The organism is Clostridium sp. AM28-20LB (assembly GCF_003480665.1).
GTDB lineage: Bacteria > Bacillota > Clostridia > Lachnospirales > Lachnospiraceae > Otoolea > Otoolea fessa.
This window is the reverse complement of sequence record NZ_QUJN01000001.1, coordinates 153507-178611: the sequence shown is the minus strand read 5'-3', so window position 1 is coordinate 178611 and position 25105 is coordinate 153507. Positions and strand designations below refer to the sequence as shown.

20 protein-coding genes and 1 riboswitch are annotated in these 25105 nt (G+C 50.1%); of the genes, 4 read left to right on the top strand and 16 right to left on the bottom strand.

Going from position 1 to position 25105, the window contains the following annotated elements:
• Positions 1–264: 264 nt before the first annotated feature.
• The 5 genes from DW739_RS00815 to DW739_RS00795 form a co-directional block, all read right to left on the bottom strand.
• On the bottom strand, positions 265–993 hold the full coding sequence (locus tag DW739_RS00815; protein ID WP_182427915.1) for a hypothetical protein: 729 nt from the start codon (positions 991–993) through the stop codon (positions 265–267).
• 321 nt (positions 994–1314) lie between these two features.
• Positions 1315–2070, bottom strand: coding sequence for a 4-hydroxy-tetrahydrodipicolinate reductase (gene dapB, locus DW739_RS00810; protein ID WP_107001533.1), 756 nt, complete (start codon positions 2068–2070; stop codon positions 1315–1317).
• A gap of 48 nt (positions 2071–2118) precedes the next feature.
• Entirely contained in the window at positions 2119–3012 is an 894-nt protein-coding gene (gene dapA, locus DW739_RS00805) for a 4-hydroxy-tetrahydrodipicolinate synthase (RefSeq protein ID WP_118467484.1), read from the bottom strand.
• A gap of 148 nt (positions 3013–3160) precedes the next feature.
• Positions 3161–3333: riboswitch (Lysine riboswitch) on the bottom strand.
• Between the two features lie 29 nt (positions 3334–3362).
• The gene (locus DW739_RS00800) at positions 3363–3881 is read right to left on the bottom strand and encodes a cob(I)yrinic acid a,c-diamide adenosyltransferase (protein ID WP_022359533.1); all 519 of its coding nucleotides are present in this window, start codon (positions 3879–3881) and stop codon (positions 3363–3365) included.
• A 245-nt stretch (positions 3882–4126) separates the two neighbouring features.
• Complete coding sequence (locus DW739_RS00795) at positions 4127–4756, bottom strand: single-stranded DNA-binding protein (protein ID WP_022359532.1); 630 nt, start codon at positions 4754–4756, stop codon at positions 4127–4129.
• A gap of 136 nt (positions 4757–4892) precedes the next feature.
• On the opposite strand from DW739_RS00795, the gene DW739_RS15285 reads away from it, so the two are divergent.
• Positions 4893–5027 carry a hypothetical protein gene (locus DW739_RS15285; protein ID WP_267895340.1) on the top strand — a complete coding sequence of 45 codons (135 nt, stop codon included), beginning with the start codon at positions 4893–4895 and terminating at the stop codon, positions 5025–5027.
• On the opposite strand, the gene typA is transcribed toward DW739_RS15285, so the two are convergent.
• Both typA and DW739_RS00785 read right to left on the bottom strand, forming a co-directional pair.
• A complete protein-coding gene (gene typA / locus DW739_RS00790) occupies positions 5024–6862 on the bottom strand; it encodes a translational GTPase TypA (protein WP_117795171.1) in 1839 nt (612 codons plus the stop codon). The two genes, DW739_RS15285 and typA, sit on opposite strands and share 4 nt — an antisense overlap.
• A gap of 165 nt (positions 6863–7027) precedes the next feature.
• Positions 7028–7678, bottom strand: coding sequence for a YigZ family protein (locus DW739_RS00785; RefSeq protein WP_022359530.1), 651 nt, complete (start codon positions 7676–7678; stop codon positions 7028–7030).
• A 235-nt stretch (positions 7679–7913) separates the two neighbouring features.
• On the opposite strand from DW739_RS00785, the gene DW739_RS00780 reads away from it, so the two are divergent.
• Positions 7914–10625 carry a transglycosylase domain-containing protein gene (locus tag DW739_RS00780; RefSeq protein WP_118742463.1) on the top strand — a complete coding sequence of 904 codons (2712 nt, stop codon included), beginning with the start codon at positions 7914–7916 and terminating at the stop codon, positions 10623–10625.
• Between the two features lie 131 nt (positions 10626–10756).
• Here DW739_RS00780 and DW739_RS00775 read toward each other — a convergent pair whose 3' ends face one another.
• The 9 genes from DW739_RS00775 to DW739_RS00735 form a co-directional block, all read right to left on the bottom strand.
• On the bottom strand, positions 10757–11113 hold the full coding sequence (locus DW739_RS00775) for a SpoVA/SpoVAEb family sporulation membrane protein (RefSeq protein WP_022359528.1): 357 nt from the start codon (positions 11111–11113) through the stop codon (positions 10757–10759).
• Positions 11114–11151: 38 nt separating this feature from the next.
• Positions 11152–12258, bottom strand: a complete 1107-nt coding sequence (locus DW739_RS00770; RefSeq protein WP_118467478.1) for a stage V sporulation protein AD — start codon at positions 12256–12258, stop codon at positions 11152–11154.
• Between the two features lie 148 nt (positions 12259–12406).
• Complete coding sequence (locus DW739_RS00765; protein WP_118467476.1) at positions 12407–13468, bottom strand: type IV pilus twitching motility protein PilT; 1062 nt, start codon at positions 13466–13468, stop codon at positions 12407–12409.
• Between the two features lie 32 nt (positions 13469–13500).
• The gene (locus DW739_RS00760) at positions 13501–15192 is read right to left on the bottom strand and encodes a GspE/PulE family protein (RefSeq protein ID WP_117795163.1); all 1692 of its coding nucleotides are present in this window, start codon (positions 15190–15192) and stop codon (positions 13501–13503) included.
• Positions 15193–15223: 31 nt separating this feature from the next.
• The gene (locus DW739_RS00755; RefSeq protein WP_182427914.1) at positions 15224–18301 is read right to left on the bottom strand and encodes an insulinase family protein; all 3078 of its coding nucleotides are present in this window, start codon (positions 18299–18301) and stop codon (positions 15224–15226) included.
• Positions 18302–18444: 143 nt separating this feature from the next.
• Entirely contained in the window at positions 18445–18954 is a 510-nt protein-coding gene (locus tag DW739_RS00750; RefSeq protein WP_022359524.1) for an SEC-C metal-binding domain-containing protein, read from the bottom strand.
• A 129-nt stretch (positions 18955–19083) separates the two neighbouring features.
• Positions 19084–20445, bottom strand: a complete 1362-nt coding sequence (locus tag DW739_RS00745; protein WP_107001542.1) for an ABC transporter permease — start codon at positions 20443–20445, stop codon at positions 19084–19086.
• 15 nt (positions 20446–20460) lie between these two features.
• Positions 20461–22431, bottom strand: a complete 1971-nt coding sequence (locus DW739_RS00740) for a CARDB domain-containing protein (protein WP_243023705.1) — start codon at positions 22429–22431, stop codon at positions 20461–20463.
• 77 nt (positions 22432–22508) lie between these two features.
• Positions 22509–23273: an ABC transporter ATP-binding protein gene (locus tag DW739_RS00735; protein WP_118467468.1), complete on the bottom strand. Its 765-nt coding sequence runs from the start codon at positions 23271–23273 to the stop codon at positions 22509–22511.
• 419 nt (positions 23274–23692) lie between these two features.
• Between DW739_RS00735 and pyrB the strand changes: the two genes are divergently transcribed.
• Together pyrB and DW739_RS00725 are read left to right on the top strand one after the other, a co-directional pair.
• The gene (pyrB, locus tag DW739_RS00730) at positions 23693–24616 is read left to right on the top strand and encodes an aspartate carbamoyltransferase (protein WP_118742461.1); all 924 of its coding nucleotides are present in this window, start codon (positions 23693–23695) and stop codon (positions 24614–24616) included.
• The gene (locus DW739_RS00725) at positions 24610–25035 is read left to right on the top strand and encodes an aspartate carbamoyltransferase regulatory subunit (protein WP_022359701.1); all 426 of its coding nucleotides are present in this window, start codon (positions 24610–24612) and stop codon (positions 25033–25035) included. Before pyrB ends, DW739_RS00725 begins: the two co-directional genes overlap by 7 nt.
• Positions 25036–25105: the final 70 nt, after the last annotated feature.

Sequence of the window (25105 nt, the reverse complement as noted above, 5' to 3'; positions counted from 1 at the left end):
CCTTTAACGACTTTTTTAAGTGCTCCATTTCGGTGGCACTCCCCTCAGACACGCCGTTTCTTTCTCATCGCTATAATTTATATACTCCCGGGATCCTCCCTGCACATACGCAGGAAAGAGCTCGGGAGTATATGAATCTGTTTCCATCATCCTATATGCAGGAGAGCAAAAACAAGGTTAAATTATAGATGATTAATGTTTGTAATCGCCCCAAATCTGAACTTGGCCGATTATTTTCACTTCATACTCTTAGTTTCAGATTGATCACGGATCTGTTGACCTCGGCGCCTCCGATGGATCCGGCGTCTGCGGTGGCTCCGGTGTTGTCTGCGGTGGCTCCGTTGTTGTATACCCCTTCGTCTCTTCCGGCTGGGTCGGTTTCACGGTCGGCGTCGGGTTTTCGGTCGGTTCTTTCGTCGCCGGCGCATCACTCGGTACCACACTCGGCGTTTCGCTTCCACCACCGCCTCCAGAATGTCTGCGTTCTTTGGATGTTCTGGAATTCAGCTTCGGTGTATCGGCATTGGTCGTCTCTAAGATGGTCATCGTTCCGTCTTCTGCCACTTTTACCTCAAAGCTTCTCGCCGGTCTCGGCTTGCGGCCGCCGAACGATGTGCCATCGTTTTCAAACGTATAAGGAATTCCGTTGATACTGACAACGCCCGTTGCCATCTCTCCACTGTCCGGTGTGCCAAAATAATAGGTTTTTCCATTGATCCAGACAACACCGCTGACCATTTCCCCCGACGCCGTACAGAAATACTGTTTGTCCCCGTCTTTTACCCAGCCGATCTGCGGTGCTCCCTGTTCATTCAGGTAATACCATTTTCCATCGATCTGCTGCCAGCCTGTCTGCACCTGTCCATTTAGGATGTAGGCTCTTGCACCTCCTGTACCTACCCATTCGGCAAAAGCAGGTCCAGCATACAAGCCCATGATCAAAACGGCACTGAGTGCACAGGCACCCGCCTTCATCCATTTGCGTTTTCTCATAGCATACCTCCTCGTATTGATCGAAAAGCTGTCTTTCATGTATTTTTATTCTGGAGTTTTTCTTCTTTTTCACGATTTCAAGCTTTTCTTGTTGTATTCATCTTATCATTTGTTTTATTTTTCTACAATTTGCACTGCACAAGATGTCATTTTTTTACACAAGATGTAAAAAAATGATACACTAGCCTTGACAAATTGATTTTCAGAAGCTTTCATCCACAAACACAAGGGCGGGAAAAGTTCCAGAAATGAAAACCCCGGCTGTGAGTGGATAAACTTACTCACAGTCGGGGTTCCATTTTCACATCTGTATAAAATCTCTTAACCGATCACATCCGCCATATCATACCGTCCCTCCGGCTTTCCTGCCAGGAATTTGGCTGCCTGTACCGCACCCTTTGCGAAAATCGCCTTGGAATAAGCTGTATGATTAAAGGTAATCACCTCATCCTGACCAGCGAAAATGACATCGTGTTCGCCTACGATTGTGCCGCCGCGGATCGCCTGAATACCAATCTCCTTCGCATCACGTTTCTCACGTGTAGCGGAACGATCGTATTTGTAATGGTATGTATTGCCCATCGCCTCGTTGATCGAATCTGCCAGCGCAATCGCCGTACCGCTCGGAGCATCCACCTTCTGATTGTGGTGTTTCTCCAGAATCTCAATATCAAATCCAGCCGGAGCCAGAATCTGCGCTGCTTCTTTCAGAAGCTTTAAGAGCATATTGATACCAAGAGACATATTTGCAGAGCGAAGAACAGCTGTCTTCTCTGCCGTCTCTTCTACCTTTGCCAGCTGTACCTCGGAAAGTCCTGTCGTACACAGAACAACCGGCATTTTCTTCTCTGCACACCAGTCGAGAAGTTCATCGACAGCTGCTGCATTGGAAAAATCAATCACAACATCCGCTTCTACCTTGCATTCGTTCAGAGACGCAAAAACCGGATAATCATTTTTCTGCTCGGTTCTCATATCAATACCCGCAACGATAGAGATCTCCTCGTCCTTCGCTGCAATTCCGGAAATAACCTGTCCCATGGCGCCGTTACAGCCATGCATAATTGCTCGTACCATCTGTTAAAACCTCATTTCCCTATCTCATCCTAATTTTAACGGTTCTTATCACTCTTTCAGGCTGATTCCGTAATTTACCAGTTCTCTTCTCAGACGATCGCGGTTTGCCGGTTCCATATCCACTAACGGTTTGCGGAACGGACCCACTTCCTCGCCCATCATGTTCATCGCTTCCTTAACCGGAATCGGGTTTACCTCGCAGAACAGCGCCTCAATCAGCGGAATTGCATCTATCTGCATCTGTCTTGCCTTCGCTACATCACCAGCCTTGAATGCCGCGCACATATCATGTACCTGACGCGGTGCCACGTTGGATAATACGGAGATAACGCCCTTTGCGCCCAGTGCCATCATCGGAACCGTCTGGTCGTCGTTGCCGGAGTAAATATCAACTGATCCGCCTGACAGGCTTGCAATCTGTGCGATCGCGGAGAAATTGCCGCTTGCTTCTTTGACACCGACGATGTTCTCATATTCCTTGCACAGTGCCACGATCGTCTCCGGGGTGATATTGACGCCGGTACGGCTCGGTACATTGTACAGAAGGATCGGAAGATCAACTGCCTTTGCGACCTCTGAGAAATGAACCTTTAAACCCTTCTGGGTTGATTTATTGTAATACGGGGATACGAGCAGAAGTCCGTCTGCTCCTGCCTTTTTCGCTTCGGTAGACAGATATACCGCTGTCTCTGTGCAGTTGGAACCGGTTCCTGCTACAACCGGGATTCTCTTATTTACGACCTGGCATACGAAACGGATCACCTCGATGTGCTCCTCATGGCTTAATGTAGCCGCCTCGCCGGTCGTACCGCAGGCGATAATACAGTCTGTACCGCCAGCGATCTGTTCTTCTACGATCTGCTCCAGTTTCTCATAATTTACGCTTCCATCCTCATGAAATGGCGTTACCAGCGCTACGCCTGCTCCTTCAAAAATAGACATTTTGTTTCCTCCTTATTCTTTTGCACGATGGCTGAGTTTCTATTCCAGAGTCCGTTTCTGTCCCCGCTTCAAACGAATGTTTGCAGCCTGTCGGTCCTGAGCGTACAAAAAGCTGGCACAATGGCCAGCTCTATGAATTCAAATCCAAACTCCCAGTAGCTCCCCATCTATCGATGACAGTTACAGAATTCTTCATCCTGCACCCAGGAACTGCAGATACAGGCGCCGCAGCCCTTCGGCGTATCATCCTTTCAGCTGTCTTCTCCTGCACCTGCCGCATCCGACCGCTTACTGATAATCAACGCAACCTCTACTTGTTTTTTCTATCTTAGCATTACTTTGAATACTTGTCAACCGTTCATGCACGCATGATCGTTTGACGGCTTCAGGCATTCCAGGCGCGTCACCTCGTCTGCATGCTCCTCTGCCCCAGCCGGGCATACTTTTCCGGTCAGAATCAGATCGACATTCTCCTCGCGCGCTGCCAGCAGTGTTTCCAGAGCATCGTCTCCGACCAGTTTCTGATCTAACACCCCAAGAAATTCATCCAGAATCAGCATATCGCATTCGCCGGTACAGAGTACTTTTTTTGCAAAATTATACCCGTTCTGAATATTGCAGAGCTCTTCCTTTTTGCCTTCTTCAGAGAGATTTTCATAATACTCATTCTGTTTTTCAAATCGGAATACTTTAAATGCCGGCTCCAGCTGTTTTAACCCATCTGCTGTCTCATGGCTCAGCACTCCCTTTAAGAATTGTATCATAATTACCTTCCGGCCGTGCATGGCTGCACTGACACCACGTCCCAGTGCCATCGCTGTTTTTCCCATCCCGGTGCCGAAGATGATATGAACTTTCCCCTTTTTCATTTCCCTCTCCTCTTTCTGTGCCTCCCGCTGCGCTGGCGCACAGACTGTCTTTCCTGATGTCTTTTTACACACAGACCTGTGTGTTTTATTTCTATCCATCCAATAATCGTTTTACGAATTCTGTAAGCTGCCTTATTCTAGCATATTTTATCTGTTTTGGCAAGCTATGGCAAAACCAGCCATTTATCATGCCCTATAGATTGCATAACCGGCTTCAAACTTTGCTGTAACATCCTAAACCTATCCTATTCTTCCACGCACTCCAGCTTGCTGACCGACACCTCGTATGCCACACGTTTCTCGCACTCTGTCTCGCTCAGCTTCTTCGTATATTCACGGCTCTGCACGCGCCCCCACACGCACACGTGGCTTCCCACGCCAAATCCGGACGCATAGCGGGCATTTCTGCCCCACGCAATACACGGTATGTAATCGGATTTTCCATACGGACGGTTGACCGCCAGCAGCATATCGGCAATCTCGCGTCCCAGCGGTGTTTTCCGGTAGATCGGCTCCTTGCAGATATAGCCTTCCAGAAAAATCTGGTTGGTTTTGGTGTAATCCGTAAATTCTTCCAGGAAATGAATCTCACGGACAAACACAGACAGCACCAGACGGTTTTTCGCGCCCTCATGACGGTTGTAGGAACGGAACTGGCCGATCGCCTCCATCGTCATTCCGCGGTAGTCTTTCGATACATCCAAAAGCCGTTCTGAAATCATGAGTGGAATCACGTCCACCTGATCGCTCAGACGGCTGACTGCCAGGTCTGCGATATAAAATCCTTCCCCGAATACTTCGTGGCTGAATGTAAATTCCGATACGACCTCACCAATCACGCTAACCTTGTTGTTTTCAATCATTTTTTCCGACATAGTATCTCTCTCCTCTTCTTTTTTGCAGTTTTTCACGGCAGGTTCTTGGAGTCCTGCTTCTTACTGTATATATGTATGAGGGGAATGACCGTTTTAGAAGAAGAAGTGAATGAGAAATTTCGACAGGGTGGGGGACATGAATCGACAGAGGGAATGGGATCGGCAGAGGGACGGAAACGGCGGGGCGCGTCGTTTCCTGGATATCTCTCGCTTGAATATACGAAAAGGAGCAGCTGGCTTGCGCGGCTGCTCCCACTTTACGATTATTTAGCTATTTTTACGGCTGATCATCGCTCTCTTTCTCAGAGTCGGATCAAGAATCTTTTTACGGATTCGTAAGCTGGTCGGGGTGATCTCGAGAAGTTCATCGGTATCGATGTAGTCGAGGCACTGCTCCAGGCTCATGATTTTCGGCGGAACAAGGCGAAGGGCTTCATCGGCGCTGGAAGAACGGGTGTTGGTCAGCTTTTTGGTTTTGCAGACGTTTAACTCGATGTCTTCCGGTTTTGCGCTCTGTCCGACAATCATGCCGGAGTAAACTTTAACGCCCGGTCCGATGAACAGGGTTCCGCGCTCCTGGGCATTGAACAGACCGTAGGTGATGGACTCGCCTGCCTCAAATGCAATCAGGGATCCCTGTTTGCGGTAACTTAATTCGCCCTTGAACGGTGCATAGCCGTCAAAGCTGGTGTTTAAGATACCATTTCCCTTTGTATCGGTCATGAACTCGCCGCGGTAGCCGATGAGACCTCTGGACGGAATCGAGAACTCCAGTCTTGTGTATCCGCCGCCGATCGGGCTCATGCCCTGCAGCTCGCCTTTACGGCTGGTCAGCTTCTGGATAACAGCACCGGTAAAGTCATCCGGTACGTCGACGTAAGCGATCTCCATCGGCTCTAATTTGCGGTTTCTCTCGTCATATTTGTAGAGTACCTCCGCCTTGCTGACTGCGAACTCAAAGCCCTCGCGGCGCATATTCTCAATCAGGACGGACAGATGCAGCTCGCCACGGCCAGATACCTTGAAGCAGTCAGCGGAGTCTGTCTCCTCTACACGCAGGCTGACATCGGTATTCAGCTCCCGCATCAGACGCTCGCGGATGTGGCGGGAAGTGATGAATTTACCTTCCTGACCTGCCAGCGGGCTGTCGTTTACCATGAAATCCATGGAAATGGTCGGCTCAGAAATCTTCTGGAACGGAATTGCCTCCGGTTTCTCCGGTGAACACAGGGTATCACCGATGTGGATATCTGCGATACCGGAAATCGCTACGATCGAACCGATCTTTGCTTCCTGTACTTCTACTTTATTCAGACCTTCAAACTCATAGAGCTTACCGATCTTAACTTTGCGGAACTTGTCCGGCTCATGATGGTTGACGATGACGCAGTCCTGATTTACTTTCAGGTAACCGTTGTCGATCTTACCAACGCCGATACGTCCTACATACTCGTTGTAATCAATCGTGCTGATCAGAACCTGTGTCTCTGCATCCGGATCTCCCTCCGGCGCCGGGATGTAATCCAGAATGGTCTGGAACAGCGGCTTCATATCCACATTCGGATCGTCCAGGTTCTTCTTCGCATAGCCAGAACGTGCAGATGCATACAAGAACGGGCAGTCAAGCTGCTCGTCGGATGCATCCAGATCCATCAGAAGTTCGAGAACCTCGTCCACAACCTCCTCCGGACGTGCTTCCGGACGGTCAATCTTATTGATACATACGATAACCGGCAGATCCAGTTCCAGTGCTTTACGCAGAACGAATTTGGTCTGCGGCATCGCGCCCTCATATGCGTCTACCAGAAGGATAACGCCGTTTACCATCTTAAGAACACGCTCTACCTCGCCGCCGAAGTCCGCATGTCCTGGTGTATCGATAATGTTGATCTTGGTGCCGTTGTAATTAACAGCCGTATTCTTGGACAGAATCGTGATACCTCTCTCACGCTCAATATCGTTAGAGTCCATGACACGATCGACTACTTCCTGATTGGCACGGAATACACCGCTCTGGCGAAGCAGCTGGTCTACCAGCGTCGTTTTACCGTGGTCAACGTGAGCGATAATTGCAACGTTTCTGACATCTTCCCGTTTCATTTTCATATCTGCTTACTCTCTTTTCTTATGATGATTCATTACATGTACTAATTAATAATTATTTTCTGTCACAGACAGGCATCCTGCCGTTTCGTCTTTGGCAAAGGAGCCGCCCACAAAATAATACAGCTTGTTATTTTAGCATTTTTTTATCCATTATTCAATCTTTTTTTACAATAAAATGATTTTTCCGTCATCCATGCCAAAATAAACTTCATCCAGTTTTTCGATCTGGCATCTTCCATTTGTGCCCTCTATGAGCTTCTTCTCCGCTGCTCCCGCCTGGTCAAACGGCACCAGGATCGTCAGATCCACGCCCTCGCCGTACTCGCTGTCCAGAATCGGCAACTCTGCTTCTGCCAAAATGTACTGCACCTTTCCAAGCCCGCTGTAGTCTGTCCCGACCTTCCATTTGCGAGCCAGGCATTTTTCCAGAACCACACAGTTTTTAAGGCCTTCCTGGACCGCGCCGCCGTATGCCCGCACCAGTCCGCCGGTTCCTAAAAGTGTCCCGCCAAAGTACCGGGTCACAACCGCACAGACGTTGTGAAGCTCGCGTCCCAGCAGCACATCCAGCATCGGGCGTCCCGCCGTCTGCGCCGGTTCGCCGTCGTCGCTGCAGCGCGCCACCTCGTTATTTTCTCCGATCGTAAATGCCGAACAATGATGTCTCGCATCCCAATATTTCTTCTTGACTTCCGCAATAAATGCCGTCGCCTCTTCTTCCGATTCCACCGGGCGGATCTCCGCGATAAAGCGGGACTTCTTCTCCACAATCTCGCCCTCGCCACCCTGATAGACGATTTTATAGCGCTCTTTCATCTTTTCCTCCATCTATGAACTACGATCCTTAAAACGGATGTTTTTTCACTTCTTTAACCACAATAACACTTAGTTACTGTTCACGCATACGTGCCCAGTAACAAACCTTATCTTTTATGATACCGTAAAAAAAACTTCATGACAATAGTATTTATTTATCCTATGAATTTTGATATAATTGGAAATACTGTATTTATTAATAGAACGAACCACTACGAACCCAAAGGAGGTTCTCATGAATTACGGTGTAAAAGCAACCAAGAAACGGATCCGGGCAGCCAATTCCCGGAAGAAGAAATACGCCAACCGGCTGTTTCTGACCTTCTTCAAGACTGCCTTTGTTCTTGTTCTGTTTCTCTGCGTGACGGGTGCCAGCACCTTTATCGGCATGTTTAAAGGCATTCTGGACAGTTCGCCAGACTTCAACCCGGACAGCTTCACCCCAAGCGGATATTTTTCTACTATATATAATAGCGCCGGGGAAGTGACCGACACGCTGGTCGGTTCCAACTCGAACCGAATTGAAGCATCCTACGAGGATTTTCCTCAGGATCTGATCGACGCATTCGTCTCCATCGAGGACTCGCGTTTCTGGCAGCACAGCGGTATCGATCTGCGCTCCATTTCACGCGCCGTGGTCGGTGTCCTGACAAATAATTATAAAGGCGGCGCCAGCACCCTGACCCAGCAGCTCATCAAAAATACCGTCTTCAACGGCGGTATGGAGACCAGCAAAGGTTCCAAAATTGAACGAAAAATCCAGGAACAATATCTGGCGCTGCAGTTGACAAAAAACGTCGATCGGAAGGTCATTTTAACGAACTATTTAAATACGATCAACCTCGGCAGCAATACGCTGGGCGTCAAAGCAGCGGCGCTGCGCTATTTTAATAAGAACGTCTCCGATCTGACTCTTTCTGAGTGCGCGGTCATCGCCGGTATCACACAGAATCCGTCAAAGCTGAATCCGATCAGCGGCGCGGAGGCAAATGCCGCCCGGCGCAAGGTCATTTTGCAGGCAATGTATGAGCAGGGCTATATCACAAAAGAAGAACAGGAGGAAGCACTGGCGGACGACGTCTACGCCCGTATCCAGAATGTCGACACGGCGCTCAAGGAAAATGAGACACCGTACTCCTATTACACGGACGAGCTGATCAGCCAGGTCACCGAAGCGCTCAAAGAGCAGCTCGGCTATACTGACACGCAGGCGTCCAATCTTCTGTTCAGCGGCGGACTGCAGATTTACACCCCGCAGGATCCACAGATTCAGGCGATCGTCGATGAGGAAGTCAACAATCCTGCCAACTACGACGCGGCTCGCTATTCGGTTGAATACCGCCTTTCCCTGACCCATCCAGACGGGGAAACGCAGCATTATTCACAGGAAACTCTGAAAACATGGATCCAGCAGGTCAAGGGACAAAGCGGTTTTGACGGGCTGTTTAATTCCGAGGAAGAGGCGCAGACGGCGATCGATGAGTACCGCACCGCCCTCACGCAGGACGGAAGCACCGTTCTCGGTGAATCAGTTACCATGATTTTAGAGCCGCAGACCTCATTCGTCCTGATCGAACAGTCCACCGGCTATGTCAAGGCAATCAACGGCGGACGCGGACAGAAGACGGCAAACCGCACCTTAAACCGTGCGACCGACTCCCTGCGGCAGCCAGGATCGACCTTCAAGGTCATTTCCTCCTTTGCCCCGGCATTGGATGCCTGCGGCGCGACCCTATCAACTGTTTACTATGACGGACCATACTCTTCCGGTGAAAAAGAGTTCCGAAACTGGTGGGGCAGCGATTACAAGGGCTATCACACGATCCGCGACGGCATTACCTATTCCATGAACATCGTCGCCCTGCGCTGCATGGCGGACACGGTAACGCCGCAGCTCGGTGTCGAATATGCCGAACGGCTGGGAATCACTTCCCTCGTAAGCCAGGATCAGACTCTCTCGACAGCACTCGGCGGTCTGACAAAGGGCGTCAGCAACCTGGAACTGACAAATGCATTTGCGGCGATCGCCAACGACGGCACCTACACGAAGCCTATCTTCTTTACTAAGATTCTGGATCGCAACGGAAAGATACTGATCGACAATGAACCGGAGACGCGGCAGGCGCTCAAAGACTCTACTGCCTATCTTTTAACCAGCGCGATGCAGGATGTTATGCAGAGCAATACAATGTATACGCGTTCCGGTTCCGGGGTTAAATCGACCGGTACGACAGCTGCGATTCCCAATATGAGCTGCGCCGGAAAGAGCGGTACGACCACCAGCAACGTCGACGTCTGGTTTGTAGGCTTTACGCCGTACTACACTGCCGGTATCTGGGGCGGGTGCGACAATAACCAGCCATTAAAAGGCGGCACCGTTTCAAACGGCGGTACCAGTTACCACAAGCGCATCTGGCGAAATATCATGACACGTGTCCATGAGAGCTTAAGCGACCCCGGATTTACGGTTCCGGACAGCATTGAAACTGCTGAAGTATGCCGCAAATCCGGCAAGCTTCCGGTTTCCGGCGTCTGCAGCAGTGACCCGCGCGGAACGGCCGTCTACACTGAATATTTCGCGAAGGGCACGGTTCCGACCGAGACCTGCGATCACCACACCCGCGTGACGATCTGCTCCGCCTCCGGCGGCATCTCGACTGCCTTCTGCCCGACGAACCAGCAGATTTCCAAGACAGTTATGGTCGTTCCGGAAGACGGCGGAGAAACGGACGATTCCCGCTTCTCCATGCCGGGCGAGTGCAAGATTCACAATGGTTCGTCCACGATCATCCATCCTTCTGAGAGCGCCGATTTCTCAGCTCCGGGCTACAGCCCCGATTCAGATAATTTATCGGCTCCGATCCACTCTGCGGTTCCACGCCCGATGGCGGGAAGTGGACGGAATGGAAATAATATTCCGATTGTCCCGGCGAATCCGGAGCATTAACAGCAAAATAATATATCTGCAAAAAGCTGCTGTAAAAAGTGACATTCATATGCCTCTTTTACAGCAGCTTTTTATTTCCGCAACTGATTTTCTTTTGCTTTGCTTTCTTTTACTTTTCTTTCGTCTTCTCTCTAATCCTTCATCTTGGGTTTGCAAATCAGCGACGACAGATAGCCGAAAATCAACGCCCCGGAAATCCCCGCCGCACCCGCCGTGAATCCGCCGGTGAACAGCCCCAGAACCCCATCCTTGTCAATTCCATCCCGTACGCCCTTCCAAAGCGTATTCCCAAACCCCAGCAGTGGCACTGTTGCCCCGGAACCCGCCCATTTGGCATACGGTTCGTACAAGCCGATCGCACCGAGAATCGAGCCGCATACCACCAAAAGTACCATGATCCGACCCGGCATGAGTTTCGTTTTATCCATCAGAATCTGCACGGCGGCACAGAGAAGTCCGCCGGTCACAAATGCTTTGATATAGTCCATTTTTCTGCTCCCTCTCTAAAGTTTCTTGCAAATACCTATCATTCACCGAACGATTCTTTTCCCTCAAGCACCACTCCATGGGCAATCCCCGGCACATTCTGCCCCTCATTAAAGCTGATCTGGGACAGCAGCGCCCCGGTCGGCACAAACAGGACGCGTTTCCACTCACCCGCCTGTATTTTCGGAAGAATATAGCCGCACAGCACCGCCGCCGAGCAACCGCAGCCGCTCCCGCCCGAATGGGTATCCTGCGTCTTCGGGTCAAACATTTCGATCCCGCAGTCCATATGGATGCCGGAAATATCCTGTCCTGCCTCGCGCATAAAATCAAGCAGGATTTCCTTCCCCACCATTCCCAGATCGCCAGTGATGATCCGATCATAGTCAGATGGTTTCCGGTTAAAATCACGGAAATTCTGCAAGATTGTGTCTACCGCCGCCACCGCCATTGCCGCCCCCATGTTCATGGAATCGCGCATCTGCATATCGACGATCTTTCCGGGGGTGGCAGCTGGGATACAAGGTTGAAATTTGGGATGCAATTTTTCCTGTCCAGCATTTTTCAGTGATTCTGACGCATTTTCTTTCGCTCTGCGCCCATCTTTCCCTTCATTTTTCTCATTTTCCTCGATCATCACACACCCGCACCCGGTCACCGTCCAGGTTGTGGACTGCGGTCTCTGATTCCCATACGCCAGCGGAAACCGGAACTGCCGTTCTGCCGATGCAAAATGGCTCGACGCCAGCGCCAGAACCCGATCCGCATAGCCAGCCCCTGCTGCCATCGCCCCCAGAATCATCGCCTCCCCCATCGTCGAGCAGGCACCGTAAAGCCCGAAAAACGGGATATCAAACGACTCCACACCAAACGAGGTCGCCACAATCTGTCCCAACAGGTCTCCCGCAAACAGGCAATTCACATCCGCCGCCTGTCTGCCCGCCTTATCCAGGCATTTCTGCACCGTCTGGCGCTGCAATTCACTCTCCGCCTCCTCCCACGACTTTTTCCCAAACGTCGGATCCGGCTCCACCCGGTCAAAAAAACTTGCCAGCGGTCCTTCGCCTTCCGTCTGCCCCACGATCGATGCCGCCGATGTGATGATGGGCGGATGCTCAAACTGGATGCTTGATTTACCTGCCTGCATAAAATTCCTCCTGAAACATAAAAACATTGTCAAAAATATACTGTTCAAACTTTCGCTACAATCTCAGTATTTACACAAACATACATTTTTATGTTTTCTAGTAATCTGCATTCCTCGCAGGCTTCATTCACCCGTTTTTACCATATTATTAATACTGCACCGCCGCCAGTTTCTCTCTCAGTTCCTGCGGGTCCTGGGACGCATCGACTGCCGTCTGCGGTGTGATCACGCCCTCTTTCGCCATACGGATCAGAAAATTATCCATCGTAATAGAGCCCTCTTTTGCACTAGAAAGCAGATAGCTCTGCATCTGCGGTGTTTTTCCATCGCGGATCAGATTCCGGATCGCCGGCGTGAGCATCATAAGCTCACAAGCTGCCGCCCTGCCCTGGCCGCCCGCCCTCGGCACCAGCTGCTGTGACAGCACCGCCCGCAGCGTCATCGAGAGCTGCATCCGGATCTGCGGCTGTTTATCCTCTGGAAAAACACCCACAATCCGGTCAATGCTGTCGATTGCCGAATTGGTATGAATGGTGGAAAAAACAAGATGTCCCGTCTCCGCCGCCATCAGCGCCGTCTCGATCGTCGCCGGATCACGCATTTCTCCAATCAGAATGACATCCGGGTCCTCACGGAGCGCCGCATAAAGCCCCTTATCATAGCTCTCTACGTCCACGCCCACCTCGCGCTGGTTGATGATCGCCTGCGCCGGTTCATAGACATACTCGATCGGGTCTTCCAGCGTAATCATATGGAGCGGACGATTCTGGTTGATCTCATTTAAAATTGCCGCCAGCGTCGTTGACTTGCCGCTTCCCGTCTCGCCGGTTACCAGAATAATGCCTTTATTCCAGCTTGAAAACTGATTCACTGCTTCCGGAAGCCCCAGCTCCGACAGGTTCGGAATCGTACTGCCCAGAAGACGGATCGCCGCAGAGAGCGCGCCCTGCTGCCGGAACAGATTCACACGGAGACGCCGTCCCGCAAACGAAGCACTAAAATCCAGCTGTCCGATGGCCTCGATCTGATCTGCCGCATTGCCTGCCAGCTGGCGTCCATATTCCTCACAATCCTCACGCGTCAGCCCGCCATCCGTCAGCGTCTCGATTCTGCCGTCAATTCTGCATTTTGGCGGCAGCCCTGCAATCAGATGCACATCCGATGCCCTTTTTTCAGCTGCCAGCGCGATTAATTCCTCGATTCCATACATACCATCTGTCTCCTCTTCTCTTTCTGCACCATTTACAGCGCCAGCAGCGTCCGGATCACCTCGTCCACCGTCGAAACACCCTCTTCTACCAGCTTCTGCGCGTGTTCCAGCATCGGAACATACTGGCTCGCTCTTCTGGCTGCCTCTAAGAAACGTGTCCGGTCAGCTCCTTCCAGAATGCACCGGCGCAGCTCCTCCTGAATCAGCATTACCTCAAACACACCGATTCTGCCCCGGTATCCCGAATGGAAGCACTGATCGCATCCGGCTCCCTGCCAGTATAATTTTCCAGGGTTCTCCGGGATTCCTGCCATCTCAAGCGCTTTTTTCGGCGGCTGAATCTGGGTTTTGCAGTTCGGACAGATTTTCCTCAGCAGCCGCTGGGAAATAACGCCTCGCAGTCCCGCCGCAATCAGGTATGGCGCCACGCCCATATCTCGCAGACGGTCAATCGCCGAGATCGCATCTTCCGTATGAATCGTGGTGATAACGAGATGTCCCGTCATTGCCGCACGCATCGCGATCTCTGCCGTCTCACCGTCACGGATCTCGCCGACGCAGATGATATCCGGATCCTGACGCAGAACTGAGCGCAGACCCGATGCAAAAGTCAGCCCCACTTTTTCATTGATCTGCACCTGTGTCGCGCCTTTGATATGGTATTCCACCGGATCCTCCAATGTAATCAGGTTGGTCCGATCCGAAAGAAGTTCGCGGATCAGCGTATACATCGTCGAAGATTTACCTGAACCAGTCGGTCCTACAATCATGATAACTCCGGAAGTAAGCCCTAAAAGTGTATCAATCTTTGCATCCTCCACTGCCGGAATACCGATACCGCGGCGGTTCAGCGTCTCCTCATTTCGTTTCAGAATACGGATAACCACTTTTTCTCCATACAGGGTCGGAAGGGTGGATATACGCATATCAATATCTTTTCCTCTTAAATGCATCACCGCACGACCATCCTGCGGAATTCTTTTTTCGACGATATCGAGCTGGGACATGATTTTAAGCCTCGAAATGACCGAATCCTTGAGTTCCGACGGGATCGTCATGATCCGATGAAGCTGCCCGTCGATACGCATCCTGACGACCATCTCCTCCTCCGTCGGCTCAAAATGGATATCCGAAGCATTTTCCGAAATGGCACGCTCAATAATCGAATTGACCAGGCGGATCATCGGCGTCACATTTTCCTGTCTTTCTCTTTCCGCCATCTGCCCCTGCCCCTGACGCACCTCTTGTGCCGCTGCCGTCTCTGCCTGCATCTGCGCCATCGCTTCTGCCGCTCCCTCGTTGCCATACAAAATATTGATCGCACGCTTCACTGCCGGTTCAGAGGCGATCATCGGCACAATTCTCTTTTTGGAAGTATGCTGTGCTTCCTCAATCGCCATGAAGTTCAGCGGATCCGCCATTGCCAGATAAAGCTGGTCTTTGGAAATACGCACCGGTACGATCGTCATTTTCTTTGCCAGGTTTTTCGGCACAAAACGCGACAGTTCCGGGCTGATATCGACCCGCGTCAAATCAATATAGTCAATGCCCAGCTGCATGCGAAGCGCATCGATCAGCTGACCTTCCGTGATATAATGATGCTTGACCAGCGTTGTTCCCAGACGTTCTTTCTCCTTCGCCTGATAGTCAAGCGCCTCTTTAAGCTGCCCTTCTGTGATCAGTCCCAGCTCCAAAAGCATGTCTCCCAATCGCTTTGTACGCATTCTCTCTACCTCCCTATAAATATGGATCTGGTTATTCAGCCATTTTACTGCGGAAATCCCGGATCCGGTCAAAGCAGTCCCGATCCATCTCGATCGCCGTCTGATTTCCAGTCGTCACAATCCACGCTTCTTCCAGAAGCCGCCGGATGATCCGCGCCGCCTCTTTCTGATCCTCTGCGGTCGTCTCACGGATCTCCTCTGTCCAACGACGGATCTGTACAATATCCAGGCCATTGTACGCATACTGCATCGCTGCCATCCGCCGTCCCAGGCATCCGCACGGCGCCGTCGCATTGCCGTAACTGCTTAAAATATAGCCATTCCGATCTGCCTCCGAAAGCTGCAGTTTTTCCAATACACCCGCTGCCGCCCGGATCGCCTCGATCGTCTCACTGACCTTCGGATCCCGGTATGTACTCGCCACGATCCGGTCCATCGTCGGCGTAAATGCAAACGACGCGCTGTATGCGCCGCCTTGAAAACGGAGCTGCGGCACAAAATACCGGTCATCCAGCGCATTTACATACGGAAGAATCCGCCCGGAAAATCCATCTACAGCGCTCAGCTCTGCCGAAAAGACGGTATACTGGCTGGAGCTCTCCACAATTACCGCCTCCCTGCGCGCCGGAACCGGGAAAGTATACCCAGCATTTTCCCCTCTGTTTTCCGTTTTATTCTCATGGTCTGGCATCTGTTCTCCCCGCAGATTTCCCAGAATCCGCCCTGCACAGTTCCGCATCCATTCCAGATTTTCCCTCGGTGCAACATGAAGGATCGTCACCGCTGTTCCATGCAGGATGCGGTCGCGCACCTCCTTCATCTTCTCTGCCAGCTGGAAGATCGCTGCATCCTCCTGTTCCAGTCGCCCGCGCAGTTTTTTCAAAAACTCATAAAACGCCTGTCCGCCGACATATTCCTGATACCGCGTATTGATGCTATAGCCAGATGCCGCCAGACGCACCGCCAGCGAATACGCATCACTGCGCGACTCATCACAGGACGGAATCGTCTCATCCAGTGCCTGAAGAACCGCATTCTTATCTCTCCAGAGTGGATGTGATAAGAGTTCCAACAGGACATACAGGCTCTCTTCATAATCCTCCGCCATCCCATACCAGCTGACCGCCAGCGTCGGATGGCTGTTTCGTCCCGCCCGAACCTCCGGATGTCCCTCATTCATGGAAAAATCATGCAGATAGCGCTCAATCTGATTTTCCTTTTCCATTCTGCCATACCGGGCATTTTCAAGCTCTGAAACAAACATTGTATATAAAGGAATGTAAAAACGGTCCTCTTCCGGCACGCCGCTCAAATCCAAGTATAAACGGTTATAGCTGATCGCTTCCAGATCCGACGGCGATTCATAGACCGAAATCCCATTTATCTCATATATCTGATATTCCGGCGTCTCTTCCGGCGGCGGAAGCTCATCGACCCGGATCATAAAATCCGCATTCGAACACTCCGACGCATTCCACGCATCAAAATCCAGGGTCTTCGCAATCAGCGCATCCAGCTCTGCCTCGCTCATCTCCGCCTTCATCTGCGCCAGATACGCGTCGCGCTCCTGCTCCATCGCCTCTGCCATCCCCGGCGTCGGAATCGTCGTGACAAGAACCCGCCGCTTCGCCGCGCCAAGCTCTGCCGCAAACCGGCGAATCTCCGCCTGTGCCGTCCCTGCATCCAGAGAATCATAGGCTGCCGCCTCATCCGCATACACATCCGCATCGCCCGTCAATGCCCATTTCAGGCTGACTTCCGGCACGATCGAATCCGCAAATACATCCGTATCTTCGCCTGCCGTATAATCATGTATCGCCCGCGCCTTGAGCGCCGTCTCCACCACTGACGGGTCGATCCCGCGCTCCTGCATCTCGCATAATGTCTCATCCGACACCTGCCGGAACCGTTCTGCATCCTTCGGACTGCTGTCTGTCATTTCGAAAACAAAAAATGGCTTTTCTGCCTCCATCATCACCGATGCACTCGCATCACAATGGATGCCCGCCGTCCGCAGCTTTTCCCTGAAAACCGATCCATCCACATTCATCATTCCCGCAATGATGCTGTACTGGATCAGCTTTTCCCATGAAATGCCGCTCAGATCCATCGCATACGATACCACCGCCGCATTCTCCGATGCGTCTCCCCGGTAAGCAGGACTGGGAACGGTTGCCTGACGGAAGAATGATTCTCCCCCATTTTCCAAACCATCTGGCTCGGGGCTGTAAAACGCACTCATCCCTATATTCTGCATTTCCTGTTTTTCCTGTCGCCCGCTGCCTGACTGGAAACTCCATCCGTCTTCTTTTCCATAGCTTTTCTTTGCATCACACAGATACTCTTTATCCAGGAATGCCAGAAACCGTTTCCAGTCCAGATCCCCATACAACAAAATCAGAGCATTATCGAACCGATAAAATCGATCATACATCTCCATCGTATGTTCATACGTCAGATCCTTATAAAAACGGTGCGCCTGTCCATTCGCATTTGCCGCCGTCTCCCCCGGATACAGCGCCCGCAAAACATTCCGCAGTGCCTCATTATCTGTATCATTCAGCATGCCGAAATCCTCGCTGTACACCGTTCCTGCCAGCGTAATCGGGCTTTCGCGGTCGCGCAGCTCATAGCGGACCGCTTCACGGTCAAAAAAGCGGCGTTCCCGCCGGATTCCCGGCGCTTTCATGCAGCTTAAATACACATCTGCCATCTTAAGCAGCTGTTCCTCGCTCTGGCTGCACACCGGATATGCCGTAAATGGTATATAGGTAAATGCATTTACAAATGTGTGGTATGTCTTGCTGCAAAGATCAAAAAAAATATCCTTACTCGGATATTTATCAGAGGAAGCAAGTACCGAATGCTCAAACACATGATTCGTGTCCGTCTCATCCAGATGCGGTGTCCGATAGGAAATCGAGAATCCCCGGTTTGTATCTTTATTTCTGATATAAAACAGGGACGCCCCGCTTTTCTCATGTTCAAAATACAGTGTCTGCGCTCCCAGCGCCTGCAGTTTTCCCACCTGTTTCAATGTAAAACCTGCTGTCTGAAATCCCGGCTGCAGTCTCCCATCTGCCGCCCTCCACTGCTTTGTACCTGCCATTCTTTTATCATGCCTCCTGCCATCATTCGTCTGCTGTCTTTTCTCTATATCTATTATACAAGAGCACGTCCTATATTTCCATAAAAAAAAGCACATCCGGTTCTCTCTGTGTTCCGGATGTGCTTCTCTGATTCATAAATCTATTATTTATTCTTTCCGCAGCACTTCTTATATTTCTTACCGCTTCCGCATGGACACGGATCGTTCGGGTAAATCTTATGTGTATTGCGGACTGTGCCAGATGCCTTCTGCTCGCGGTACAGCTCTGTTCTTCTCTCCTCAGTCAGGATTGCATCCCACTGCGGAAGCTCATACAGCCAGGTAGCCTTTGCCTCTACCATGTTGTAATATAACTTCTCCGGGTCGATCTCAATCTTAACCTTGGTATCCTCATCCATGGTCTCGATCGGGTTCTCATAGCCCTTTAAGCTCTCATTGATTCCATCCAGGAAACCGGTCATGATCATAACTTCGGTATCATACTTCTCAGCCAGTTCCTTAACGGTACCTTCTACAACCTCAGTCGGGTTTGCAAGAATCTGCTCGTAAATGCCTTTCTCAATCGTAAAATATCCAGACCAGAGTTCCTCTTTCTTTTTATCATCCAGCCCGTCACCATATGCCAGATTGCGCCAATTTTCTAACAGTGTCATCGGTAATTCCTTCCTTTTTTCGTTCTTTCATTACTATAATAACATAGTATATTTAAGTATATAACAAGTTGGGGGGATTTGCAAGGAGGAAAACTGGCATCTGCCTATTTTATCGCATAAGCAAACGTATCACTCATTCCGTATCGCCGCCAACGGACTCAGCTTCATCGCGCGCATTGCCGGGAAGAATCCGGCTGCCATGCCGATGATGATGGCAAATCCTACCGATGGAACTGCCAGCCAGATCGGGATCACGGACAGTTTTCCATCCATTCCATATAAAAAAGTCGCTGCCAGAAACTGGTTAATCAGCACGGAAACCATAAAACTCAGCGCCAGTCCGATGAGTCCTCCCATGAAGCCGATAAAACCCGCCTCAATCAGAAACATATTTCGGATAGTTGCAAGGGAACATCCTAACACTTTCAGCACGCCAATCTCCTTCGTCCGCTCATAGATCGACATCATCATCGTGTTGGCAATGCCGATCGCAGCTACCAGCAGGGAAACAGCGCCGATGCCGCCGAGGGCTGCCTGGATCATGTTGGACTGCTGTTTAGACTGTTCCAGCCATTCCATCTGGCTGTTTGCCTCATAGCCCATGTTGCTGATGGCTTTCTGTACCTCTATTACATGATCCATATCGTCCACATTGACCGTCGCCTCCTCATATACAAAATAATTGTACGGTTTTCCTTTTTTATTGGTCGGCTGACCCGGAATCGGCTTTTTCTTGAACACCTGTTTTAGCTGTGTCTTGAGCTTATCCAGATCAACGTAGACGCCGTAGCTGTAATCACTCCACTCATCCGGTCCGCCTGCGACCATACCGGCGGTTTTCAGCATATATTTCTTCGGAGCCGCCACCTTCTGGCTGCCGTCATCACCGCCGGAATTGCCCTTAGACTGATAGTAGGCATCCGTGTCAAAGATCGTGAACATCGGCTTATTGATAAAATCGATATCCGGCATCTCCCCGGTGTCCCAGTAACCTTTTCCTGTCTTGGCATTGCTAAAATTCTGTGCGACCATATTTCCGACTACCATCTCCATGTCCTTCGTTTCAGTTGTCGGCAGGCTTCCTTCTCCCAGCTTGATATTCTTCATCGCTCCCAAGGGGATCCCATGCAGCTGCACGTTTCCCTCGTAGGCACCCTGACGCATAATCACATTCAGGTTCAGATCCGGATAAGCACTTGTCACATGCGGAATCTTTTCAAATGTCTTCATCGTCTCATCCGTCATGAAGCTGTCTTCCGGATTTTTCTTGTCACTGGAATTTCCATTGTTATAATTATATACCTGAATCGCGGTCAGGCTTCCATAGGAAGAATACTGTTTGATGGTAAATTCTTTCAGTCCTATTCCGATGGAAACCATGACAACGATCGATGCCGTACCAATCACGACTCCCAGAACCGTCAGAAAGGTACGGAGCTTTCTGCGAAACAGGTTGTTGACGCTCATCGTCAGCAGATCACTGAATCTCATTTTCACCGGTCCTTTCTATTTTTTCTTTCTTTTCAGATGATCGTTTTGTTCTTTTTCAACGTCCTTTGTTTCGTCTTCCGATACATCTGCTGTCGTCATTTCCGGCTCGCCCAGCTCATTGTCCAGTTCCTCTTCTAATTCGTCTTCAAGCGCCTTTTCTCCTGCTATTTTCTTCTTTTTCCTCTTCCAGACAACTACACCGACACCTGCGCCCACCAGCGCAGCGATCACAAGCATCGGAGCGATCCGCCCAGCGCCGCCCGCTTGCGCCGCATCGGCATCTGCATCCATGCCGTTGTCCATTCCATCCATGCCGTCCATCCCGTCATCGGAAAACGCCTCACTCACGTTCAGAAGCATTTCTTTTTCAGTCTCTGAAACGACTCCATTTTCATCCTCATAGGAAATGATAATCTTCACTTTTCCATCATCGGTTGTCGGCGCAATCGCGGTCAGCATCGTATCGACATTGCCGGTTTCGCCCGGCTTGATATTTCCCACATAAGCGTCAGCTGGTTGGATAGAATCTGCCTCAAAACGCGCCATAACATTGTAAAGAATTACTTTTCCGGTGTTGTTGATGCCAAACATGACATTCGTCTCAGAACCAACCTCAACCGCATCCGGCATCACATCGATCGTACTGGTGTTCAGACGCGGCTCCTGCTTGACTGGAAGTGCAATCTTGACCTCTTCCTTGGCATTTTTAAACTCCGGGCTGTCGTACTGCTCCTGGATTGTCATGCGGTATGATTTCTGCTCTGCCGTCGGCGCTGCCTTAAATACCATCGACAAATCCGCCGTCGCCCCCGGCGCCATATTGTTGACTACCACCGAAGTCGAACCGCTCTCCGAGGTAAAGATCGGTGTATTTTCAACCTCTTCTGACGCAAATGTAAACATGATATTGGAAGCCGACACATCGGAGGAGGCATTCTTCATCCGCACGCGCAGCTCAAACGGCTGCCCGGCATAGATTTCTGCCGGAATCGTCTCGAAACTATCTACGATGATTCGGGATTTGGTACGATCCTGCTCGCCCGCATCGGCTGAAAGCTCATCGTCATCCTTTCCCTTGACACGCACGTAAAATACCTTGTCCACCGGATCGGAGAACTCGCCGCCCTCTTCTTCGCGGTATGTAACCAGATAGTGAATCGGGAAAAAGCCCGATTTTACGTTCTCGCGCACCATCATGCTGTACGGAACCGTCACCATCTGCCCTGGTTCCATGTCGCCCATCTTGCGGTTATAGTTGCCCTCGTTGATATCAAACGGAAACTTTGTTATATCCGCGTCAAGCTGCATATCCACGCGGACATCGTAAACCTTTTTAAGCCCCGTATTCGTCAGATTCACGCCAAAATTCATGACCTGATTGTAGCCCGCATACGGTGTCTGCTGGTTGTCACCGATGGAAAAATCGTAATCCAGCTTCGTGTTGTCGTCTTCCTCGGTGGAGGAACCATCGTAGGCGGATACCCAGATGTTGATGCCGACTTTTAGGCTGTCATCAATATAGAAAAACGCCTGATAATATCCTGCTGCCAAATCCCGGCGCAGTTTATACGTCAATGTTACACTTTTAGACGAACCTGGCTTTACATCAATTCTTTTTTCTTTAAACGTATTTGAATCAGCTTCAAATGGAAAATGTTTTCCAGACCATGAAATATTGGAATCCGAATCACTGTCATCATCATCGTCATCATCATATGTATAAAATTGATCGTATTGATCCGCATTGGCTAAACGAATTGTTCTTAAATAATTATCTCCTTTGCTGCCATTATTATGAACCGTCATCTTAATCGAAATTTTATTTCCGGCCTTTCCGTGCGGCACTTTACTGACGGTAATTAAATCATCGTTATATTTTGTCATATCCAGCATTTCCGCCTGCGCCGTCCGGCTTCCTCCCACCGCCAGCACCGCAAAAAGCAGCAAAAACACCGCCCATCTCTTCCACTTTCTCATACCTCTCATTTTTCATACCTCCATATCCTCTCACATTAAATGCTGCTTTTATCAATTTCTCATTCTATCGTCAGCATTCCTGTGTTTTAGCCTTCTATTTTCCCATCTTCCTTACCCATTTGCCGATTCTCCTCTATCTTCACAATCTTACCATCGATAATATGGAAGATCCGGTCCGCATATGCCGCCAGATGGTTATCATGCGTGACCATAACCAGCGTCTGGTTCTGTTCCCGGACGATCCGCTGCATCAGTTTCAGCACATCCATCGTCGTGTGCGAATCCAGATTTCCAGTCGGCTCGTCTGCAAAAATGATCTCTGGATGTACCACCAGCGCCCGTGCGATGCCGACACGCTGCTGCTGCCCGCCGGACATCTGGTTCGGCATATGATCGCCGACTTTTTCCAGTCCGACCATTTTCAGATATTTTTCCGCCATCTCCCGGCGCCTGACGCGCGGCACACCGCGGAAGGACAGCGGAAGCGCTACATTTTCAACCGCATTCATCGTACCGAGCAGGTTATATGACTGGAAGATAAATCCGACCCGCTCCCGGCGGAATGCCACCAGCTGGTTCTCGTTTAATTTTTCTATGTGCTGTCCGGCTATGACAATCTCGCCCTTCGTCGGCTTCTCCAGCCCCGCCAGCATATTCAATAAGGTAGATTTACCCGAACCGGAGGTACCTACAATCGCACAGAATTCGCCACGGTACATCGTAAAATCAACGCCGTTCAGCGCGTATACCTTCGTCTCGCCGACGCGGTAGACTTTATATAGATTTTTTACCTGTATGACAGGTTCCCGTTTCCGGAGTTCATTCTTCCCCGGCACTTTCCGCTCTTCCATCAGCCTTCTCCATTTTCTAACTTATTTCATGCTCCTGAATATTCCATCGAAATCCATTCCTGACAACCTGGATTTATACAAGTTTCAACCATTGCAATTCCAGTTCTTCTTTCTACATTATACCGGATTTGTTTCAATTCTCCTACCTTATTTTTCTTAATGTTCCTTACGCTTTTCTTACCAGATTTTTCACCCTGTCTGACCGTTCCTTACGCTAATCCATTTTGCCCTGGAAAGTCATTTTTATTTCCTATTTCATCGCAGGTAATCTTCCAGCCGTCATCACATTGTCCATATTTTCTATCCCCCCTATTCATATTTTTTATATCACAGATCATTAAAAGCTATAGCAATCCACCTGGAAATGTTTTATAATAATTGGGAAAAATATGCTAATACGAATAGAGAAGGAGAATCAAATGAGACATTTGCTGAATCCACTGGATTTTTCCGTTGAGGAGATCGACCAGCTTCTGGATCTCGCTTCCGATATCGAAGCCAATCCAGCCAAATATGCACACGTCTGTGACGGAAAGAAAATCGCGACTCTGTTTTATGAGCCAAGCACCCGTACACGCTTAAGTTTTGAGGCTGCTATGCTGAACTTAGGGGGACGGGTTCTTGGCTTTGCTTCTGCCGATTCAAGCTCTGCTTCCAAGGGCGAGAGTGTGGCAGATACCATCCGCGTTATCTCCTGCTTCGCAGATATCTGCGCGATGCGCCACCCGAAGGAAGGTGCGCCGATGGTTGCTTCCCTGCACTCTTCCATCCCGGTTATCAATGCCGGCGACGGCGGTCACCAGCATCCGACGCAGACCTTGACCGATCTGATGACGATCCGTTCTTTAAAAGGACGCCTGAACAATTTAACAGTCGGTCTGTGCGGCGATTTGAAATTCGGACGCACGGTTCACTCCTTAATCAATGCGCTGTCCCGCTACACGGGAATCCGTTTCGTCCTCATTTCCCCGCCGGAACTGCGCGTCCCGGATTATATCATTGAGGATACACTGAATGCAAAGGGAATCGAGTACAAAGAGGTTGAAAACCTGGATGAGGCGATGCCGGAGCTTGATATTCTCTACATGACACGTGTCCAGAGAGAGCGTTTCTTCAACGAGGAAGATTACATCCGTATGAAGGACTGCTACATTCTCGACAAAAAGAAGATGGGGCTTGCCCGTGATGATATGTTTGTGCTCCATCCGCTTCCGCGTGTCAATGAGATTTCCGTTGAGGTGGACAACGACCCGCGTGCCGCTTACTTCAAACAGGTTCAGTACGGCGTATACGTCCGTATGGCTCTGATCATGACTTTACTGGAGGTAGAAAAACCATGTTAAATATCAGCGGATTAAAAGAAGGTTTTGTTCTGGACCACATCCAGGCAGGACGCAGTATGGATATTTACTTTAAACTGGGGCTGGACAAGCTGGACTGCCAGGTGGCTATCATCAAAAATGCGCGCAGCAGCAAGATGGGACGCAAGGACATCATCAAGATCGACGGCAGCCTTGATCTGGTAAATGTTGATGTGCTCGGCTACATCGATCACCGTATCACGATCAACATCATCAAGGATGGAAAAATCGTAGAGAAAAAAGATGTCAAGATGCCGAAAAAAATCACAAATGTCATCCACTGCAAGAACCCGCGCTGCATTACCTCGATCGAGCAGGAGCTTCCGCATATCTTCTATCTCGCGGATGAGGAAAAAGAGGTATACCGCTGCCAGTATTGTGATGAGAAGTATTCGCTGTAAATTCTCCTGAATATATCAAATGAATATCAAAAAAGCCATGAACGACTTTTCTGTAGATTTACAGATCATA

Coding starts and splice junctions, on each gene's coding strand:
- DW739_RS00740 (WP_243023705.1), bottom strand. CDS start 22,431: ATGAGAGGTATGAGAAAGTGGAAGAGATGGGCGGTGTTTTTGCTGCTT.
- DW739_RS00735 (WP_118467468.1), bottom strand. CDS start 23,273: ATGGAAGAGCGGAAAGTGCCGGGGAAGAATGAACTCCGGAAACGGGAA.
- DW739_RS00800 (WP_022359533.1), bottom strand. CDS start 3,881: ATGAAAAAGGGGAAAGTTCATATCATCTTCGGCACCGGGATGGGAAAA.
- pyrB (WP_118742461.1), top strand. CDS start 23,693: ATGAGACATTTGCTGAATCCACTGGATTTTTCCGTTGAGGAGATCGAC.
- DW739_RS00750 (WP_022359524.1), bottom strand. CDS start 18,954: ATGACACTGTTAGAAAATTGGCGCAATCTGGCATATGGTGACGGGCTG.
- DW739_RS00770 (WP_118467478.1), bottom strand. CDS start 12,258: ATGCAGGCAGGTAAATCAAGCATCCAGTTTGAGCATCCGCCCATCATC.
- DW739_RS15285 (WP_267895340.1), top strand. CDS start 4,893: ATGAATCGACAGAGGGAATGGGATCGGCAGAGGGACGGAAACGGCGGG.
- DW739_RS00785 (WP_022359530.1), bottom strand. CDS start 7,678: ATGAAAGAGCGCTATAAAATCGTCTATCAGGGTGGCGAGGGCGAGATT.
- DW739_RS00780 (WP_118742463.1), top strand. CDS start 7,914: ATGAATTACGGTGTAAAAGCAACCAAGAAACGGATCCGGGCAGCCAAT.
- DW739_RS00745 (WP_107001542.1), bottom strand. CDS start 20,445: ATGAGATTCAGTGATCTGCTGACGATGAGCGTCAACAACCTGTTTCGC.
- dapA (WP_118467484.1), bottom strand. CDS start 3,012: ATGTCTATTTTTGAAGGAGCAGGCGTAGCGCTGGTAACGCCATTTCAT.
- DW739_RS00775 (WP_022359528.1), bottom strand. CDS start 11,113: ATGGACTATATCAAAGCATTTGTGACCGGCGGACTTCTCTGTGCCGCC.
- DW739_RS00795 (WP_022359532.1), bottom strand. CDS start 4,756: ATGTCGGAAAAAATGATTGAAAACAACAAGGTTAGCGTGATTGGTGAG.
- dapB (WP_107001533.1), bottom strand. CDS start 2,070: ATGGTACGAGCAATTATGCATGGCTGTAACGGCGCCATGGGACAGGTT.
- DW739_RS00755 (WP_182427914.1), bottom strand. CDS start 18,301: ATGGCAGGTACAAAGCAGTGGAGGGCGGCAGATGGGAGACTGCAGCCG.
- typA (WP_117795171.1), bottom strand. CDS start 6,862: ATGAAAATGAAACGGGAAGATGTCAGAAACGTTGCAATTATCGCTCAC.
- DW739_RS00815 (WP_182427915.1), bottom strand. CDS start 993: ATGAGAAAACGCAAATGGATGAAGGCGGGTGCCTGTGCACTCAGTGCC.
- DW739_RS00760 (WP_117795163.1), bottom strand. CDS start 15,192: ATGCGTACAAAGCGATTGGGAGACATGCTTTTGGAGCTGGGACTGATC.
- DW739_RS00725 (WP_022359701.1), top strand. CDS start 24,610: ATGTTAAATATCAGCGGATTAAAAGAAGGTTTTGTTCTGGACCACATC.
- DW739_RS00765 (WP_118467476.1), bottom strand. CDS start 13,468: ATGTATGGAATCGAGGAATTAATCGCGCTGGCAGCTGAAAAAAGGGCA.